Origin of the sequence: Paraniabella hibiscisoli, from assembly GCF_022512515.1 — a bacterium.
Lineage (GTDB): Bacteria > Bacteroidota > Bacteroidia > Chitinophagales > Chitinophagaceae > Niabella > Niabella hibiscisoli.
Genome location: NZ_JAKWBK010000001.1, coordinates 1,040,015 through 1,055,974, shown reverse-complemented (window position 1 = coordinate 1,055,974; position 15,960 = coordinate 1,040,015). Strand labels below are relative to the sequence as shown.

General features: G+C 41.5%; 25 protein-coding genes and 1 pseudogene. 11 read left to right on the top strand and 15 right to left on the bottom strand.

Translation table 11 applies throughout. The features are described 5' to 3' along the window. The first annotated feature begins 16 nt into the window (after positions 1–16). Genes MKP07_RS06810 through MKP07_RS06800 form a run of 3 tightly spaced genes read left to right on the top strand, consistent with a single transcriptional unit; the run spans position 17 to position 1,219 of the window. Entirely contained in the window at positions 17–604 is a 588-nt protein-coding gene (locus MKP07_RS06810; protein WP_240846066.1) for a DUF1501 domain-containing protein, read from the top strand. Continuing rightward, positions 604–888, top strand: coding sequence for a hypothetical protein (locus tag MKP07_RS06805; RefSeq protein ID WP_240846064.1), 285 nt, complete (start codon positions 604–606; stop codon positions 886–888). The genes MKP07_RS06810 and MKP07_RS06805 overlap by 1 nt, the downstream gene beginning before the upstream one ends. After that, positions 881–1,219, top strand: a complete 339-nt coding sequence (locus tag MKP07_RS06800) for a DUF1501 domain-containing protein (protein ID WP_240846062.1) — start codon at positions 881–883, stop codon at positions 1,217–1,219. The genes MKP07_RS06805 and MKP07_RS06800 overlap by 8 nt, the downstream gene beginning before the upstream one ends. Before the next feature lie 91 nt (positions 1,220–1,310). Here the strand turns inward: MKP07_RS06800 and MKP07_RS06795 are convergent, their stop codons facing one another. From MKP07_RS06795 to MKP07_RS06765, 7 genes are all read right to left on the bottom strand, one after another. After that, on the bottom strand, positions 1,311–2,141 hold the full coding sequence (locus MKP07_RS06795; RefSeq protein WP_240846060.1) for a hypothetical protein: 831 nt from the start codon (positions 2,139–2,141) through the stop codon (positions 1,311–1,313). A gap of 101 nt (positions 2,142–2,242) precedes the next feature. After that, positions 2,243–2,758, bottom strand: a complete 516-nt coding sequence (locus MKP07_RS06790; protein WP_240846058.1) for a protein phosphatase 1 regulatory subunit 42 — start codon at positions 2,756–2,758, stop codon at positions 2,243–2,245. Between the two features lie 21 nt (positions 2,759–2,779). Then, entirely contained in the window at positions 2,780–3,064 is a 285-nt protein-coding gene (locus MKP07_RS06785; protein WP_240846056.1) for a phage tail protein, read from the bottom strand. Positions 3,065–3,072: 8 nt separating this feature from the next. Then, positions 3,073–3,306 carry a phage tail protein gene (locus MKP07_RS06780; RefSeq protein ID WP_240846054.1) on the bottom strand — a complete coding sequence of 78 codons (234 nt, stop codon included), beginning with the start codon at positions 3,304–3,306 and terminating at the stop codon, positions 3,073–3,075. A gap of 67 nt (positions 3,307–3,373) precedes the next feature. Then, entirely contained in the window at positions 3,374–3,892 is a 519-nt protein-coding gene (locus tag MKP07_RS06775; protein ID WP_240846052.1) for a phage tail protein, read from the bottom strand. Between the two features lie 67 nt (positions 3,893–3,959). Further along, a complete protein-coding gene (locus MKP07_RS06770; RefSeq protein ID WP_240846050.1) occupies positions 3,960–4,478 on the bottom strand; it encodes a phage tail protein in 519 nt (172 codons plus the stop codon). Between the two features lie 61 nt (positions 4,479–4,539). Continuing rightward, positions 4,540–5,058 (bottom strand): hypothetical protein, encoded by a 519-nt coding sequence (locus tag MKP07_RS06765; RefSeq protein ID WP_240846048.1) that lies wholly within the window; start codon positions 5,056–5,058, stop codon positions 4,540–4,542. Positions 5,059–5,227: 169 nt separating this feature from the next. On the opposite strand from MKP07_RS06765, the gene MKP07_RS06760 reads away from it, so the two are divergent. Further along, complete coding sequence (locus MKP07_RS06760) at positions 5,228–5,530, top strand: DUF3817 domain-containing protein (RefSeq protein ID WP_240846046.1); 303 nt, start codon at positions 5,228–5,230, stop codon at positions 5,528–5,530. Here the strand turns inward: MKP07_RS06760 and MKP07_RS06755 are convergent. The 3 genes from MKP07_RS06755 to MKP07_RS06745 are packed head-to-tail and all read right to left on the bottom strand — an operon-like array spanning position 5,507 to position 7,680. Next, positions 5,507–5,902: a hypothetical protein gene (locus tag MKP07_RS06755; RefSeq protein ID WP_240846044.1), complete on the bottom strand. Its 396-nt coding sequence runs from the start codon at positions 5,900–5,902 to the stop codon at positions 5,507–5,509. The two genes, MKP07_RS06760 and MKP07_RS06755, sit on opposite strands and share 24 nt — an antisense overlap. Before the next feature lie 2 nt (positions 5,903–5,904). Then, the gene (locus tag MKP07_RS06750; RefSeq protein WP_240846042.1) at positions 5,905–6,927 is read right to left on the bottom strand and encodes a BatD family protein; all 1,023 of its coding nucleotides are present in this window, start codon (positions 6,925–6,927) and stop codon (positions 5,905–5,907) included. Between the two features lie 51 nt (positions 6,928–6,978). Next, positions 6,979–7,680, bottom strand: coding sequence for an SDR family oxidoreductase (locus MKP07_RS06745; protein ID WP_240846040.1), 702 nt, complete (start codon positions 7,678–7,680; stop codon positions 6,979–6,981). A 325-nt stretch (positions 7,681–8,005) separates the two neighbouring features. Here MKP07_RS06745 and MKP07_RS06740 point away from each other — a divergent pair, with 325 nt between their 5' ends. Together MKP07_RS06740 and MKP07_RS06735 are read left to right on the top strand one after the other, a co-directional pair. Continuing rightward, on the top strand, positions 8,006–8,365 hold the full coding sequence (locus tag MKP07_RS06740) for an HAD hydrolase-like protein (protein ID WP_240846038.1): 360 nt from the start codon (positions 8,006–8,008) through the stop codon (positions 8,363–8,365). After that, positions 8,332–8,478, top strand: a complete 147-nt coding sequence (locus MKP07_RS06735; protein ID WP_240846036.1) for an HAD hydrolase-like protein — start codon at positions 8,332–8,334, stop codon at positions 8,476–8,478. The genes MKP07_RS06740 and MKP07_RS06735 overlap by 34 nt, the downstream gene beginning before the upstream one ends. On the opposite strand, the gene MKP07_RS06730 is transcribed toward MKP07_RS06735, so the two are convergent. From MKP07_RS06730 to MKP07_RS06720, 4 genes are all read right to left on the bottom strand, one after another. After that, positions 8,475–8,669: a hypothetical protein gene (locus MKP07_RS06730; RefSeq protein WP_240846034.1), complete on the bottom strand. Its 195-nt coding sequence runs from the start codon at positions 8,667–8,669 to the stop codon at positions 8,475–8,477. The genes MKP07_RS06735 and MKP07_RS06730 overlap by 4 nt on opposite strands. Then, positions 8,666–8,800, bottom strand: coding sequence for a hypothetical protein (locus MKP07_RS37855; RefSeq protein WP_262919181.1), 135 nt, complete (start codon positions 8,798–8,800; stop codon positions 8,666–8,668). The genes MKP07_RS06730 and MKP07_RS37855 overlap by 4 nt, the downstream gene beginning before the upstream one ends. Positions 8,801–8,867: 67 nt before the next feature. Then, a complete protein-coding gene (locus MKP07_RS06725; protein WP_240846032.1) occupies positions 8,868–9,380 on the bottom strand; it encodes a DUF72 domain-containing protein in 513 nt (170 codons plus the stop codon). A gap of 9 nt (positions 9,381–9,389) precedes the next feature. Continuing rightward, positions 9,390–10,337, bottom strand: a complete 948-nt coding sequence (locus MKP07_RS06720) for a UDP-3-O-(3-hydroxymyristoyl)glucosamine N-acyltransferase (RefSeq protein ID WP_240846030.1) — start codon at positions 10,335–10,337, stop codon at positions 9,390–9,392. Between the two features lie 726 nt (positions 10,338–11,063). Here MKP07_RS06720 and MKP07_RS06715 point away from each other — a divergent pair. The 4 genes and pseudogenes from MKP07_RS06715 to MKP07_RS06695 all read left to right on the top strand — a co-directional run bounded on the left by MKP07_RS06715 (position 11,064) and on the right by MKP07_RS06695 (position 14,187). Next, on the top strand, positions 11,064–11,939 hold the full coding sequence (locus MKP07_RS06715; RefSeq protein ID WP_240846028.1) for a YicC/YloC family endoribonuclease: 876 nt from the start codon (positions 11,064–11,066) through the stop codon (positions 11,937–11,939). 44 nt (positions 11,940–11,983) lie between these two features. Beyond that, complete coding sequence (locus MKP07_RS06710) at positions 11,984–12,436, top strand: gliding motility lipoprotein GldH (protein ID WP_240846026.1); 453 nt, start codon at positions 11,984–11,986, stop codon at positions 12,434–12,436. Positions 12,437–12,759: 323 nt separating this feature from the next. Beyond that, positions 12,760–13,451 (top strand): annotated as a pseudogene (locus tag MKP07_RS06705) (sensor histidine kinase). Further along, complete coding sequence (locus MKP07_RS06695) at positions 13,429–14,187, top strand: response regulator transcription factor (RefSeq protein ID WP_240846022.1); 759 nt, start codon at positions 13,429–13,431, stop codon at positions 14,185–14,187. Before MKP07_RS06705 ends, MKP07_RS06695 begins: the two are co-directional and overlap by 23 nt. A gap of 123 nt (positions 14,188–14,310) precedes the next feature. On the opposite strand, the gene MKP07_RS06690 is transcribed toward MKP07_RS06695, so the two are convergent. Further along, positions 14,311–14,889, bottom strand: coding sequence for a nitroreductase family protein (locus MKP07_RS06690; RefSeq protein ID WP_240846020.1), 579 nt, complete (start codon positions 14,887–14,889; stop codon positions 14,311–14,313). A 192-nt stretch (positions 14,890–15,081) separates the two neighbouring features. Here MKP07_RS06690 and MKP07_RS06685 point away from each other — a divergent pair, with 192 nt between their 5' ends. Next, a complete protein-coding gene (locus MKP07_RS06685; protein WP_240846018.1) occupies positions 15,082–15,879 on the top strand; it encodes a M12 family metallopeptidase in 798 nt (265 codons plus the stop codon). The last annotated feature ends 81 nt before the right edge of the window (positions 15,880–15,960 follow it).

The following is a 15,960-nucleotide window of genomic DNA, read 5'->3' as shown; positions in this document are numbered from 1 at the left end:
TGCAAAAAATATTGTTATGTTAATCAAGCGTAAAGAGTTTCTACAGATTGGATCATTAGCCACCGCATCTATGATGATGCCTAAATTTTTAAAGGCTTTTGAATCGCAGGCCCTGGTACCCCCAGGCAATAAAGTAGTGGTGGTTTTGCAGCTAAGCGGTGGTAACGATGGGCTCAATACCGTGATACCTGTGCGTAACGATATCTATTATAAGCTAAGACCAGGACTTGGAATAAAAATGGATAAGGCGGCTACATTGAACGATGAAGTAAGCCTGCACCCTGCCCTTACAGCTTTTAAAGGTTTGTATGATGAAGGAAACATGGCTATTCTGAATAATGTGGGATATCCGAACCCGGACCGTTCTCATTTCAGAAGCATGGATATATGGCACTCTGCCAGCAAAAGCAGCGAATATTGGAACACGGGCTGGATCGGCCGCTACCTGGATGCGCAATGCAGTGGTTGTGATAAACCTACCCAGGCTTTGGAGGTTGACGATGTATTAAGCCTTGCCCTCAAAGGAGAGCAGGCAAATGCTATTGCAGTAAAAGACCCTAAGCGGTTGTTTGGTACTTCCAACGAGAAGTTTTTAAAGATGTGATGAAGAATCATACGCATGATCACCACGACGAAGAGCCGGTTGAGTACTTATATAAGACTATGGCACAAACGCTTTCTTCGGCAGACTATATCTTTAAACAAAGTCGTTTACATCCCACTGGCGCTACCTATCCCAATACAGAATTGGGCAATGGATTTAAAACCATCGCATCATTGATCTACTCGGAGATCAATACCAAAGTATATTATCTTTCCCTGGGCAGCTTTCGATACGCATGTGGGCCAGGATGCACAGCAAACTCGTTTGTTTACCCAAATGAATGATGCCGTAAAAGCATTTACAGACGACTTAAAGAAAAATGGCCGCATGAACGATGTGCTTCTTTTCACCTTCTCAGAGTTTGGCCGCCGGGTGGCACAAAATGCCAGTAACGGAACCGATCATGGAACTGCCAACAATATGTTTTTGATCAGTGGCGGGCTTAAACAAAAAGGCATGCTTAACGCTATGCCGGATCTTGCTAACCTGAACGAGGGGGATTTAAAATACAATGTTGATTTTAAAGATGTATATGCCACTATTTTAGAAAACTGGTTAAGTGCGGATGCGGATAAAATTTTAGGGGGCCACTACAATACTTTAGGGTTTGTGTAGATGAATCTGTCCCCTGCATAAAATAATAAACCCACTGCTTAACAAACAGTGGGTTTTAGGTTTAAGGGCTCAATGGTTGGTCTTAGGGATATTACTCCCCGTTAACACGAACAACTTTTGAATAGGTTTTAGTGCCGTCTTTATCAATCTGCGCAATACGGATATAATAATTTTCTGTACCAGAAACGGCGTCTTTATCTTTCTTACAACTTAATTGTGTAACTGCTATCAAGCCTATTACGGCCGAAGCCAGCCATATCGTTTTCCTGCGGCGAACCAATAACAAAAGAATAAGAACAACTGCGATATAAGGAAATACTCCTAAGTGCAGGTTGCTGCTGGCCGTCCATTCATAGTTCAATGTAATATCACTGTTCCCGTTTTCCGCCTGCGATTTTACGTTGCCTACTGTAGTAAAGTTTTCTCCATCAGTGGACGCTTCAATTTCGAAATGATCATTGTTTACTTCTTTTTCGGTGGTCCAGTTTACATGTAAATTGTTGCCTTTTACATACGCATCAATAGTACCGAAGGTTACCCATAGTGCTACGTTACCGGTAACGGATAAAGCCGCTGGGGACGCACAAGGCGCAGCGGCCGCTGTCTGCCATGAAAACACCGTGCTGGCTGTGCCTGGAGGTACAGACGTATTCGCCGTACTTGTGAAATAAGGCTGCCCATCGTACATGAGATCCCAGCTATTAGTTTCATTATCCCAAAGAATAGCTATTTCCGCCGATACAGGCCCGTCATCTGTAGTATTTATCGTACCCATGCCCACGTAGGCTTCGGGAACCTCTGGGTTTGCTCCCAACGTCAATGTTACAGGCGCGCTTATACAGCCACCATTCACTGTTATAGTTTGAGCCGCAACAGTGCTATACAGCAGGATGGTAAGAAAGAGGGTATATATTTTTTTCATTTTACTGGTATTTGAGGTTATATATGGGTTTTCATTTTTACTTTACAGGCCTTTGCACCTGATGCCTAATTGGTTTTCAACATAAATAATTTCCTTTTGCTTTAATCCGTCATTAGGCTTACAAAAAAGACTTCCAGCTTATCTGCGTGCGTCTCTGTGAGGCCCTCCAGCGAAGTAATTAAATTGTTGTTTACATACACTTCTTTTAAACGGGTAAGGTTTTGGAGCGGTTTTAAAGAATCAATTTTATTGAATTGAACAAATAATTGTTCCAGCTCGGTCAGGTCTTCAATTCCCTCCAGGCTTTCAATTTCATTGTTAAAAAGAAAAAGGGATTTTAAATTTTTTAATGATTGTAAAGGCTTAATACTTTTGAGTTGATGATGGGTAACCACCAGTATTTCCAAATACCGAAAATCTCTAATCCCTGAAAGGTTTGTCAATTGGAAAGCCATATTGGGATAAGGGGCACCCGGACCTGCAAGCCTCAGCACTTTTGAAGTGTGAAGTTGTTCGATCTCAGAAACAGTGGGCGGGTTAAAATGACCTAATGTAATACCACCAAATGTATCTTTCCATTGTTGTTCCAAACTGTTCCACCAAGCTATATTGGACATATTTTAACAGTTCCTTTTTGATTAAGTTTGTGAAGGAAATACACCAGCCCATGAAATACAAAAGTTAATGGTCAGGATGGGTTGAACAATCGGGAATGCTTGGCTACTACCCGAACTGCCTACCGTTGCAGGGTTCATTTGTACGGTTGTGGGGCCTGTTACCGTAGTTTTGTATTCCTTATCCAATACACCTGTATTTGCGAGGTATGCACCAGCCGGCGCAGCGACATTCCCCTCTTCCGATACAGCTATTATGGGATGATTGTGTACAGGTAATTGTGCCGTTGTTAAGGTAACATTTTCCACACCGGCCTTTACTCCAAGGACACGGGAGAAAGCCCCGGGCCGGTACCCTGACCTATGGGTAATCTTCCACGCAGATCGGGTACTGCAAATGTTGTTTGACCATCGCCGCCATAGGTGGTGCCAATTAATACAAAAAGCACTTCGTATTCAGCAATGGACAGCAGCTGCCCGTTACATAGCGCCCAGCCATTGGGTACCCTGCCAAAGGCAAACATCGCAATCGTTCCTATAAAGGGAATCATTTATAGTATTTTAAATTTGTATAGTAATATTTATTTTGACTATTTCCACTATTTCACCATTTGTGGCCTATCCGAACGACGGGAAAATACCTATTAATGCAATGCTGTAATTAACTGCCAAAGAGGGTTGCATAATCGAAAAAGCCGTACTGGAGCCGGTGTTACCTACCATTGAGGGGTTCATTTGCACCGTTGTGGGACCTGTTACTGTCTTCCTGTAGTCTTTGTCTAATGCCCCCGTACCAGCCCTGTACGCACCTGCAGGAGCCGTTACGTTCCCTGCTTCAGATGAAGCGTTTATCAAATGATTGTGTGCGGGCAGGTTTGAAGTGATCAAAGTCATAGAGGATGTGCCTTCTTGTAAACCCATAGGTCCTGACGCCACATCCTGCGAAACCGGGGCCCTGCCCCGCAGATCAGGCAGGGCAAAGGTTGTCGTCCCATTTCCACCATATTGCGTTCCTAGTAGTGCAAATAAAGCTGTATTTTGCTGTATCGCTAATATTTGTCCCTGGCAAAAAGCCCAACCGCGGGGAGGAAAATTAAAGCCGAATATGCAAAGAGTGCCGATAAAAGGATCTTCCATTGTATCTGTTTTAATTTAATTATGAATGAATTCATTTTTTAATGCTGTTACTTTATTGCTTAATGAGCTACTCACGCGAGGGATAAATTCCCTGCAGTGCAATACAGTAATTCACTACTAAATACGGCTGCATAATAGGAACAGGTGCACCACTACCTGCGTTAGCCATCATCGCTGCATTCATTGCCACCTGGGTTCCGGAGGTTTTATACTCATTATCGTTAACATTACTATTGGCAAAAAACGTATTAGCAGGGCTGCCGGCATCACCCGTTTCTGAAGAAGCATTAATAAGGTGTTTATGCTGGGGCATATTAGCAACAGACAGATTCACCGTTTCTGTACCCGTTGGCTGACCAATATCATAAGAGGGAAGCCCGAGCCCCTGGCCCCAACCGATTGGCACCCTGCCCCTAAGGTCGGGAAGCGCAAAATTAGTCGTCCCATTTCCTCCATAAAAGGTTCCTAATAGTGAAAACAGCGCCTGATTTTGGGCAATGGGAAGTAATTGGCCATTGCACGGTGCCCAGCCTTTAGGAGCAAAGCCAAATGCAAACTGTAATATAGCGCCGAGATATGGGTTCATAAATAGTAAACTTAAATTGTTAAAGGGTTAATTTAAACAAATGCCTGTTGCGTTTTTACAGCTACGGTTGTAGTGGAAATGCTGTTATTGGTTCCAATTGTTGTTTGCACAGCATATAGCCGCCTCCATTACCATCTACCTTTAGCAGCTCGGTTAAATCCAGCGCTTGACTTTTATCGGGTAAAAGAGCCATTTGTGTCAACGATTTCAACTCAAACTGATTGATACTAACAACGCCGCCATCCTGTTGGTAAAAATTGACAATTACATCAGAAGGCCGCGTTTTATTACAAGCCCAATGTATCCATACAGGTTGTGCTATAATATTTTCTTTGGGGAAATACATTGGCCCCTCCTGATGTTGATGGCCTTTGCAGGGAATTATTTCTTTTTTAGTTTTTACCACTCCCGAAAAGCTTCGTCCCGCTTGTTGACGGCAAAAGTTTTTCCACAGCATTTCTAAATTGGTGGATGAATTACCGTCAGGAATAATACCTGGTTTGTTGCCTAGTGCAACACCCGCAGTTAAAATAACCAGGTTACCTAAAAAGCCTCTTCGGCTTGCTTGCAGTGCATTCACGATTATTTGGTTTAGTCGTTAAGAAAACATTTGTGGGGAATATGAATTTCGTTAAAGGGCTTCCTCCAAAGGTGTATTTCAAGGTGAAGATAAAACTATTTTAACTAAAAATTAGCATCGTTTTAAACTTTTTTGAGCGATGCTTGTTTTGCTTTTAACCATTTAAATTATGAGCCCAGCATTAAAGGATCTTAAAGTTTTTATGAAAATTGCCTTCCTTGAAGGTATTTCCTATCTGTTGTTACTATTGATAGCAATGCCTCTAAAATATCTTGCCAATATTCCTGAAGGGGTAAAATATATTGGCTGGGCGCACGGTGTTTTATTTGTACTGTTTTGTCTGTACCTGCTAAAAGTGTGGATCGGTTTAAAGTGGAGCTTTGGCAAAGCTTTCTTAGCTTTCTTAGCATCGCTGCTTCCCTTTGGCACTTTTGTTTTAGATGCCCGCTTAAAAAAGAGTATCCTGAAGTAAACGCTGGCTAAATCGGTGCTTAAAATTGCTGTAAAAGGCTTTTGGCTTTATGCAGGAGGTATTGCCGGTCTGTCTCCGTTTCTCCCCGCTGTAAATATTCATATCAATAGCCGCTATCAGTTCCAGCAATTCTGATTGAACCCTGGCAGAAATGCCTCTTTCTGTAAAAAACTGTTGCATAAGCTCCGCGCTATATGGGCGAACAGGCATACCCCAGCGACCTTCCACATAGTTAAGAACTCCTTCCTTTAAAGAAGCGCCAAAGCTGCTGCCTTGTTTATCGATATCTGCTTCTGCGGGCTTTAAGGCTTCGCTGACAGATAGGGTGGCCGGAGCGGTGTCTTTGGGGCTGTCTTCTTGGATTGGCTTCACTGCTACCTGCCGAACCGGCTGTTTTCTTTTTTATAAAGTATAATCAATGTAAAAAGAAGGGCTATTGCCAATGCCGCAAGGCCGATCCCGGTCAGAGGTATGTCTTTATCCTGCTTATTGGTGCTTGTTTCATTGCCGGTAATGCCTCCTTCGCTTACCACACTCAGTTCAACAGGTACATTAGTGATGGTTTTGTAGCGGCCACCCTGCGCATCAAAAAACGAAAAGCGAATAGATGGAATAGTGTATTTGCCCGGTGCATTTATAGTGAACGGGATCGTAAAAGATTTATAACCACTTCCATCCTGTTTTTGTGTCTTATCTTCATCTACTTTGGTTGCCAATACATCAGCCGCCTCGGGCCAGGCAATTTCCGGTTGTTCTATTTTACTAAAGTCGCCCCTGCCGGTTAGCATTATGGTAAGCTGTGCCTGCTCTCCGGGTGCTAATAACTTTTTCGAAAGCTGAACATCCATCTTAAAATCACCTACCAATCCGTTGGGCTGAGTTGATGGAGCCGTTGTTGAATTTCCAGGCAATGCCGTTACCAAAACTGTTATGGGCACCGATGATACCGGCAAAGTAAAATAACCGTTGTTTAATGTGTATCCTTCCTCTACCCCGTCAAGGAGGGGATCTTCGTTGCCGCGGCTATCTACCAGCTTTACACGGTTACGTACTGTAAGTGCTCCCAGGGTTAGCTTGCCTGCTCTTCTTGGCGTTAATTGAAGCTTCAATAAAGTGTGTACATCAAACCTTACTCCATCTACGGTTTCTCTGGAGGCAATATTATCCGAACTGCCTTTCAGATCTTTTACGTCAAACCCATCGAAATAAGGATTTTTTACAATGCTCGATTCGGTAGCTAAAGCGCTGTAGAGCTTATAAGTTACTACAATGGGCTCCCCTACAAAGCAATCAGTATTACTGGCATCAACTTTAAGGAAGATATTGCTTTTTAACCGGTCCTGTAACGACACATAGTCTTCGTCCTGTGCGTTGGCCGCAGAAAAAAGAGTATCCAAACAAAAGCAATAAGGTACTTCATCAATCAAAATTTTAAAATATCGAATCCGTTACAGATCTCCCAACTGGGGCCTTAATACAATATCCTCTACACAGGCTGCAATAGAAAGTTTTGAAGCAGCTAATACCATTTCTGCGACATCCGTGACCTCCATAATGCGCTTAGCGCTATTGTCAAACCCTTCCCATGAATCGGTTAATACAGCTCCCGGAAAGACAGAAGTTACTTTGATTCCCTCTGTTTTTAACTCTTCGCGGAGATTAGTGCTAAAGCCATGTAACGCATATTTACTGATGCTGTAAGCACCGCCGTTGGGATATGCTTTTAAAGAAGCAATGGAACACATGTTAAAAATATGCCCGCTTTTTTGTTGTTTCATAGCCGGCAACAATGCCCTGGTTACGTGATAAGCACTGTAGAGATTGGTTGCCACCTGGCGTTCCAGGATACCATCCGCCTCATCGCCTATATTGCCAGGTTCAAAGCTCCCTGTATTGTTCACCAGTATATGAGGTGTGCCGTGCTGCAGGCACCAGTTTCCAAAAGCAATAGCTTCTTCTTTAACAGATAAATCAAATGCTTTGGCCCTCATCTCAATGCCTTCATATTTCGTCTGTAATGTTTCCATGGCCTTATATAAATTAATATCGCTGCGTGATGTGAGCAGGAGGTTGTAACCGTTTTGTGCAAATATTTCAGCAATGGCAAAGCCTATTCCTCTCGATGCACCGGTAATTACTACAGTATTCATAATATTATCTTTTCTTTATTTGCAATAAACATACCGCATAAAGTTCTGTATTTAAGTTTTAGTATTTTATTTTTACAGGATATCGGGCCAAATACGACAATTCAAATGAAGTATAAGCATTTATTTTTTGATCTGGATCATACACTTTGGACTTTGACGCAAACGCTAAACTTACCTTGCAGGATCTTTATGAAACTCTTGAGCTGGAACGCAGGGGGTAGATGATTTTGAGCTGTTTTACCGCAATTACCTGGCACATAATTTAAAACTTTGGGCAAGATACAGGAGCGGCTTCATTAAGCAGGCAGAGCTGCGCGTGAAAAGAATGCGGTTAGCTTTGCTCGATTTTAAAATTGCTGACGAAGCTCTGGCGGAAACCATGAGCGTACATTTTCTCGAAATGTTACCCACACGTAATGTACTGTTCCCTCATGCAGTAGAAATACTGGAATACCTGCATAATAAGAGTTATAAACTGCACCTGATTACAAATGGCTTTGAAGAAGTGCAGCATCATAAGATCAACAACTCCAAGATCAATCATTACTTTGATCAGGTGATCACTTCAGAAGGTAGCAACAGCCTTAAACCTAATAAAGCAATTTTTGACTATGCTTTAAATGCTTCTAAAGCCAAAATCGAAGAAGCATTATGCTGGGAGATGACCTGGAAGCGGATATTTTAGGAGCCCATAAGGCGGGTATGGACCAGGTATTTATTAATCATATTGACGCTGTGCACGATTTTAAACCCACTTACATGGTTAGATCGTTGAAGGAATTGGAGACGATATTTTAAAACAACTTTCCCTGTCCTTTATCCTTATCGTTATCCGGCATTTGAGGGATATGCAGATTCAACCCCAGGGCTTTATTCAGCTTCTCAATAAAATATACTGATAGCAGGGGAGATGATAGTTCCACATTCTGATGCACGAAGAAATATAGTTTTTTCAAACCCTCTTCATGCCATAATTTAATACGCTTCAACCAGTCATCCAGTCTTTTTTGTCAATAGTATCGTCATTGCAACCCACAAAACGAACAAAGGCTTCAGGGGTGGTCAGCCTCATGTGCACCATGTCCCTTCTACCAGCCGTGTCTACGATAATGTTCGCCATTTTCTTTTTCTGAAGCAGGTCGCAGAGGATGACCATTGCAGGGGATCAGAAAACCAGTTTTCATTTCTTACTTCCACGGCCAGGGGAATTCCTTTTGGAAATGCTCAATAAAATTGGTGAGCTTTTCAAACTCTTTGGGTGAAAACTTATCGTGTAGTTGAAGAAAGGCCATTCCCAGTTTCTCTTCAAAATTAGCAATAGCATTGCAGAAGGTTTCGGCAACTGGCAGGCTATCGGGCGTTAATCTTTTAAAATGGCTGATTGAATTGGTGAGCTTGGGAAAGAACCTGAATTCTTTGGGTGTTTTTTCTTTCCATTTGGTAACCTGTTCCGGCGTAGGCATATTATAAAAGGTAGCGTTTAACTCAATGGAATTAAACTGGCTTGCATAATACTCCAACTCATCCTTTACCCCTTTAGGATAAAACCCTTTTAAGTCGGTTTTATTCCATTTGGCACATCCTACAGATACTTCAAAGCCTTTGCCTTTGGCTTTAGATAACAGTTCTGTAGTTGCTGCGGGGTCTTTAGGCAGCTTAAAATTGATACCGCCGGGATCGGCTACCTGTCCGAATTTCATACAATCTTTTTATTTAATGTTTTTCACCTTTTCCCATATTTCAGGAATGCGTTTGATCCAGGCGATCTCCTTCATTTTTTCGCGAGACTCAATAACCGGTGAACCAAAATACGTTTTATCACCGGGTAAAGAAGATGGAACACCGCTTTGCGCGTTAATAACTGCACCTCGTCCGACAGTTAATGTTTTGCTGACGCCTACCTGTCCCCAAAGAATCACTTCCTCTTCAATCACAGCTGCTCCGGCTATACCCACCTGTGCTGCAAATAGGCAGTTCTTGCCTACTACTGTATCATGACCTATATGTACCTGGTTATCCATCTTGGTACCTTCACCAATAATAGTATCACCAGTTACGCCCCTGTCTATTGTACAGCCGGCACCTATTTCAACACCATCTTTTATCACTACACGTCCGCAGCTCGTCATTTTTTTATAGTGAATATCCCTATTCGTTTTCTTGTTATAATAAAATGCATCACTACCAATAACAGTGCCGCTTTGTATCACTACATTGTCGCCAATAACGCAGTGATCTAAAACAGTTACATTGGGAAAGATAGTACAGTTCTTACCTACAACCACATGGTTACCGAGATAAGCATTGGGCATTATTACTGAGCCTTCTCCCACAGTTGCAGATATAGCTACCACATCCATAGAAGGTTGAAAAGGACGGAAATGCGCTACTATTTTAAGATAGGCTTCAAAAGGCTCTTCAACTACCAGCAGGGCTTTGCCGTCTGGAAAACCAGTTTCTTTATTAATGATGATAAAGCTCGCTGCTGAGTTAATGCACTTTTCATAGTATTTAGGGTGATCTACAAACGCAAGGTCTCCTTCTTCTACTACATGAATTTCATTAATGCCTGTAGCACTAGCTGCTGTATTTCCCAAAAGATTCGCTCCAATAAGTGAGGCTATTTGAATGAGTGGAACGGGATGATCAAACTTCATAAAAACATTTTATCAAACGTACATGAAATTATTCATCTGTAAGCATAGCAGTAACAAGAATGAATAGTGTTTGAGGTATTGCATGATAACCAAAGAGCATTGTTGTATTGCATCTCATCATACAACCAGGTAATTTTTTGGAAATAAGATATATTATGGATTACTACAAAAACTAAGACCAGCTTACAGGGTGTTGGTCGCAAACGTCGAAAAAGAATGTATAAGGCCAGTCCTTTGAAACCCTTTATTCATCAGTGTTTGAGCTAGTCACATTGAGTAGCGTATACATTGAATAATGATCATAATGATCGATAAAGTAATAATCATTGTTGTAATCGTTCATCGATATCCACAAGCTGATTTGTTATTTGTTAATAAAATTTTTTGTAAATAATTTTTGTATCGTTGAAATAATAATTAATATTGTGTAGGGAAATTTATTTCCTGTACTTACTAACCCATCTATATAAAATATCCCTTCTTCATTTGAAGGGATTTTTTGTTTTAAGAGCCTTCCACTTTCACATCAGTAATCCTTGGTTTTTCTAATAACAATTAACATTAAAAGATACTCGTATTCTTTAGTATGGAATGTGAAAGCTATTGCCTTATAACGGGAGGCTTGTACATCTTATTGAATAGAGCCTATTGTAAAACAAAACAGGCAGTATAAAAATATACCTTACAGCAGTTTGCAAATATTATCTTTACACAAAACAAGTATATATGCTCAAATCAATGACAGGCTTTGGCAGGGCGGAGAAGATCATAGGCCGTAAAACTTTTTTGATCGATATAAAATCATTGAACGGAAAACAGTTTGACTTATCGCTGAGACTGCCTGCTATAGTAAAGCCCTTTGAGTTTGATATACGCAAAGTATTGGCCGAAGGGCTCAACAGGGGTAGCGTAGATTGTACTATCAGCCTGAAAGACACCGGCGATGCCAAACCTGTTGTTATCAATACCGATCTTGCAAAAGCCTATTATCATTCACTGGTAGACCTTTCGAATGAATTGGGTATCGACACATCGAATATTTTAAATGCACTGATTAAACTGCCGGAAGTTATTACGCCCAGCAGCGAGTCATTGTCTGATGAAGACTGGTCGCAGCTGAAACTGTTGATTGGTGAAGCCGTAAATGATTTGAATAAGCACAGGGCTAATGAGGGTAACATTTTAAGAGAGGAATTAGAGAAGCGTATTGACAATATTGCCAGATTGCAAACGGAGATCAATCCGCTTGATACACTAAGACAGGAAACCATGCGCGAAGGCCTGGTTAAGTTGCTGGAAGAGAAAGTAGGAAAAGATAATTATGACGTGAACCGTCTGGAGCAGGAGTTGATCTACTATATAGAAAAGATTGATATTACTGAAGAAATGGTAAGACTGGATAATCATTGTAACTACTTTAAGGAGATACTAAACGAAGAAGGCGATAGCAAGGGCAAAAAACTTTCTTTCATTTTACAGGAAGTAGGTCGTGAAATAAATACAACAGGCTCAAAAGCCTATGATGCTGCCATACAAAAGATTGTGGTGATGATGAAGGATGAGCTGGAGAAAGCCAAAGAACAGGTATTAAACGTATTGTAACAGCGCTTCATAAGTTCACTTACTTTTGCAGCAAAGATGTAAGTGTGCGTTACTTTTTAATTTTTACTTTCTTTATATCAATCGCGTCCTCCTGTAAACATGTCAATGTTTATGAAAAACAGGTGGATCTGCCGCAGCATGAGTGGAAAAGAAACCAGAATGCAGTAATCCGGTTCGAGATCACGGATAGCTCCAGTCACCAGCTATACCTCGTGGTAAGGCATACACAGAAATTCCCTTTTAATAAACTTTTAGTGCGGTTGCTTATACAGGATACCGCAAAGCGTACGGTTGGCTCTATGCACATCAATGCGCCTTTAACCCATAGCAATGGTAGCTGGAATGGTATACCCATGGACGACATATATTACAGCAGGATAAAGGTAAATCCTCCTGTTTTTCTGCGCCCTGGGTCTTACCGCTTTGTTTTGCAGCAAGCTATGAAAGAACAGACCATCCCCTATATATTAAATGTGGGCATAGCATTGAACCAGTAATATCAAAGTATAATCTGCAGTTATGGAAGAACGATTAAAGGCCCGCTTAAAAAGAACTACTGTAAAGTTTTGGATATTGCTGTTTTACATTGTTGCAGCACTGGTATGGTGGTTTATTTCTTTGGAGAAGCAAAGCAAAGAAATGTACATCTACCAGTTGAATCATTTAAATACTACTATAGATAAGGATAAAGACCCGGTACAATACCAGGCCGAATTAAGAAAGACCAAAGAAGATTATCATAGCAACGCCATAAAATACGGGGGAGGGTATCGTGTTTTTAGGTCTGATCATTTTAGGCGCCACCTTTGTATACCGGTCCATGCGGCAGCAAAAACAGATACAGGAGCAGCAGCAGAATTTTATGATGGCAGTTACCCACGAACTGAAAACTCCTATTGCCATCGCCAAACTCAACCTGGAAACACTTTTGCGACACCAGAAACTGGATGAGCAAAAACAAAAGAAACTCATACATGCTTCGTTGGAGGAAACAAAACGACTGGATTTCTTAACCAATAACATACTAGTATCCTCTCAATTAGAGGGAAAATGGTATAAAATGAACAAGGAGGAGCTGGACTTCTCTAACCTGCTGGAAGCCCGCGTTGCTGAATTCGCGCAACGCTTTCCCGAAAGAAAAATATCAAGCGATATAGAAGGAGGAGTGGATGTAGAAGGAGACCCGCTTTTATTAGAAATATTGGTTAATAACCTGCTGGAGAATGCCCTGAAATACTCGGAAAAGGAGGAAGCCGTAAAAGTAATATTGGTTAAAAACGAGGAGGATATTACGTTACAGGTAATAGATGAAGGGCCGGGAATTGCAGCAGAGGAGCGAAAAAGATCTTCTCGAAGTTCTACCGGATAGGAAACGAAGCCACCCGTAAAAAGAAAGGGACTGGCCTGGGATTGTACCTTTGCCGTAAGATTGCAAAAGATCATAATGCAGACATTTTAATGACAAATAACAATTTAAAGGGAAGTATTTTTGCCGTTAGATTTTTTCTTTGATACGTTATTACCTGATGAATCTGTATTTAGAATGGAAGAGAGAGCCGTAAACATATTATTAGTCGAAGATGAAGAGAATCTTCATGAAGCATTAAAGTTAAATCTTGAATTAGAAGACTACCAGGTTACTTCCGCCTATGATGGCAATGAAGCCATAAAAGCCGTTAAAAACGAGTATTTTGATCTTATTATACTGGATGTAATGCTACCAGAGGTTGATGGCATTGCCGTAGCCGAAACTATTCGCATCAGCAATAATGAAGTGCCCATTTTAATGCTCAGCGCCAAAAATACCAGTGCCGACAAGGTGCTGGGATTAAAGAAAGGGGCTGATGACTATCTGACCAAGCCCTTTAACCTGGAGGAGCTTTTAATAAGGGTTCATAAACTCATTGAAAAGAATTTAAAGTTGCAGGATAAAAGCACCCTGGGCAACTCTTATACATTTGGAGGGAACGTGATCGATTTTAAAGCCCAGGAGGCCAGTACCAAGTATGCAGGTAAAGTACAATTGAGCAAGAAAGAAGCGATGCTCTTAAAGCTGCTGATTGAAAACAAAAATGAAGTGGTTACGCGCGAAAAGATCCTGCAGTATGTATGGGGTTATAACGTTTATCCTACTACACGAACTATTGATAATTTCATCCTGAATTTTAGAAAATACTTTGAGAAGGACAGTCGCAATCCAAAGTTCTTCCACTCTGTAAGGGGCGTAGGGTATAAGTATTCTGAATAATGTGGACGTCGGCAACAGTGCCGCTATCATTAGTATTGCTGCATGAGTGAATTGGTCGGACGTGTATCACGTCCTTCATTTGTGGTACAAATACAGGCTGATCCTTCCAAAAAATGGATAGTTTTACAGCATTTTCGAGAACTCTGAAAAATGTTTCCTGCTGCGGGGTTGTAGCTCGCTTTGTTTATTCTTTTCATCCAGCATTTCGGGGTCGCCCGGGTATCCCCAGGCAATCATGCAAACCGGCTTTTCATCTTCAGGTAGCGACAATACTTCCCGTACTTTATCAGGGAAAAAGCCACCCATTGGGTGCGGGTAGATACCCATTGAAACGGCTTGTAAAAACATACTCGCATTACTTTGCCCCAGATCATGTTCGGCATGTACGTTAGGCTTTCCATTGCGGGTAAAGGTTTTGCGCGCTATCGCCACCATTAAAACGGCCGCATGTTTTGTCCAGCCCTGGTTACCTTCCATCAGGCAGTTCCATAATGTATCAAAGCCCGGCGTTCCCTTCATCGCATACACATACTTCCAGGGTTGTTCGTTGCCGGAGCTGGCTGCCCAGGATCCTGCTTCCAATATGGTATGCATATCGGTTTCAGTTACCGGTTTGTCGGCAAAAGCACGCGGACTCCAGCGCATCTGTATTAGATCAAGTACCGGAAACTCAGTTTCCGCAGTTTTTATATGCTTATTCATTTTATTCGTTTCGTCTGATAATAATAGCGAAAATTTACTACAATCAATTTTTTCGGAGTAAAAAGATCATATGGTGTTTTTATTGCAATTATTAATTAAATTGTCTATCATTTGCTTTGCTATCCGAACAGAGCTGAGCTTTGGTTATCGGATTTTTATTAAACCAATTTATAACAATTCAAGTATCTAGTTATGAAAAAACTTAACCTCGCTGTATTAACAGCATTTACCATGTCATGCTTTACCGCCTGTCAAAAAAGCGACGGCGTAGTAGCGCCACCGGTTGACGAACCAGAAGTAGACGTTATGGCTATTTCTCCCAGGTTCGCCAACCTGCATGTTTGTACAGAATTATATCCCGAAGGTACTATCCCGAGAGGCGCCACTATAAAAACCAAGCAATGGCCCAATGGCACTACGCTAACCGTTAGCCTTAACGGGGGCACAACCTTTGTACGCAATAAAGTAATTGCATTTGCCAAACAATGGGAATCTTACGCAAATATTAGATTCAATTTTGTTACCAATGACAGAAAAGCAACAATAAGGGTTAGTTTCTCACCTGGCGGATCGTGGTCGTATATTGGCAATGACGCCAACTCCATAAAAGGAGGTAAAGCCACGATGAACTTTGGCTGGTTTGACAACACTACCGACGACGAAGAGTTTAGCCGCACCACCATACACGAATTTGGGCATGCATTAGGGATGATTCATGAGCATCAGCATCCTTTGGCGGACATACCCTGGGACAAGCCGGCGGTGTATGAATATTACAAACAAACTCAGGGATGGACCACTCAACAGGTAGATGTAAACCTGTTTCAAAAATACGCCACCTCTCAAACTAACTTTAGCGCTTACGACCAGGCGTCTATCATGCACTACCCGGTGGAGGAAGAATTAACCATCGGCAATTTTTCAGTGGGATGGAATACAATGCTATCACCAACTGATAAATCCTTTATTGCTACAGTGTATCCAAAATAAGATGAAATAAAATAGCGCCTGGACTGCTTCTACCTCAGGTGCTATTTATTATTATTCTGTATTTTGTTGATACGGCTTTCA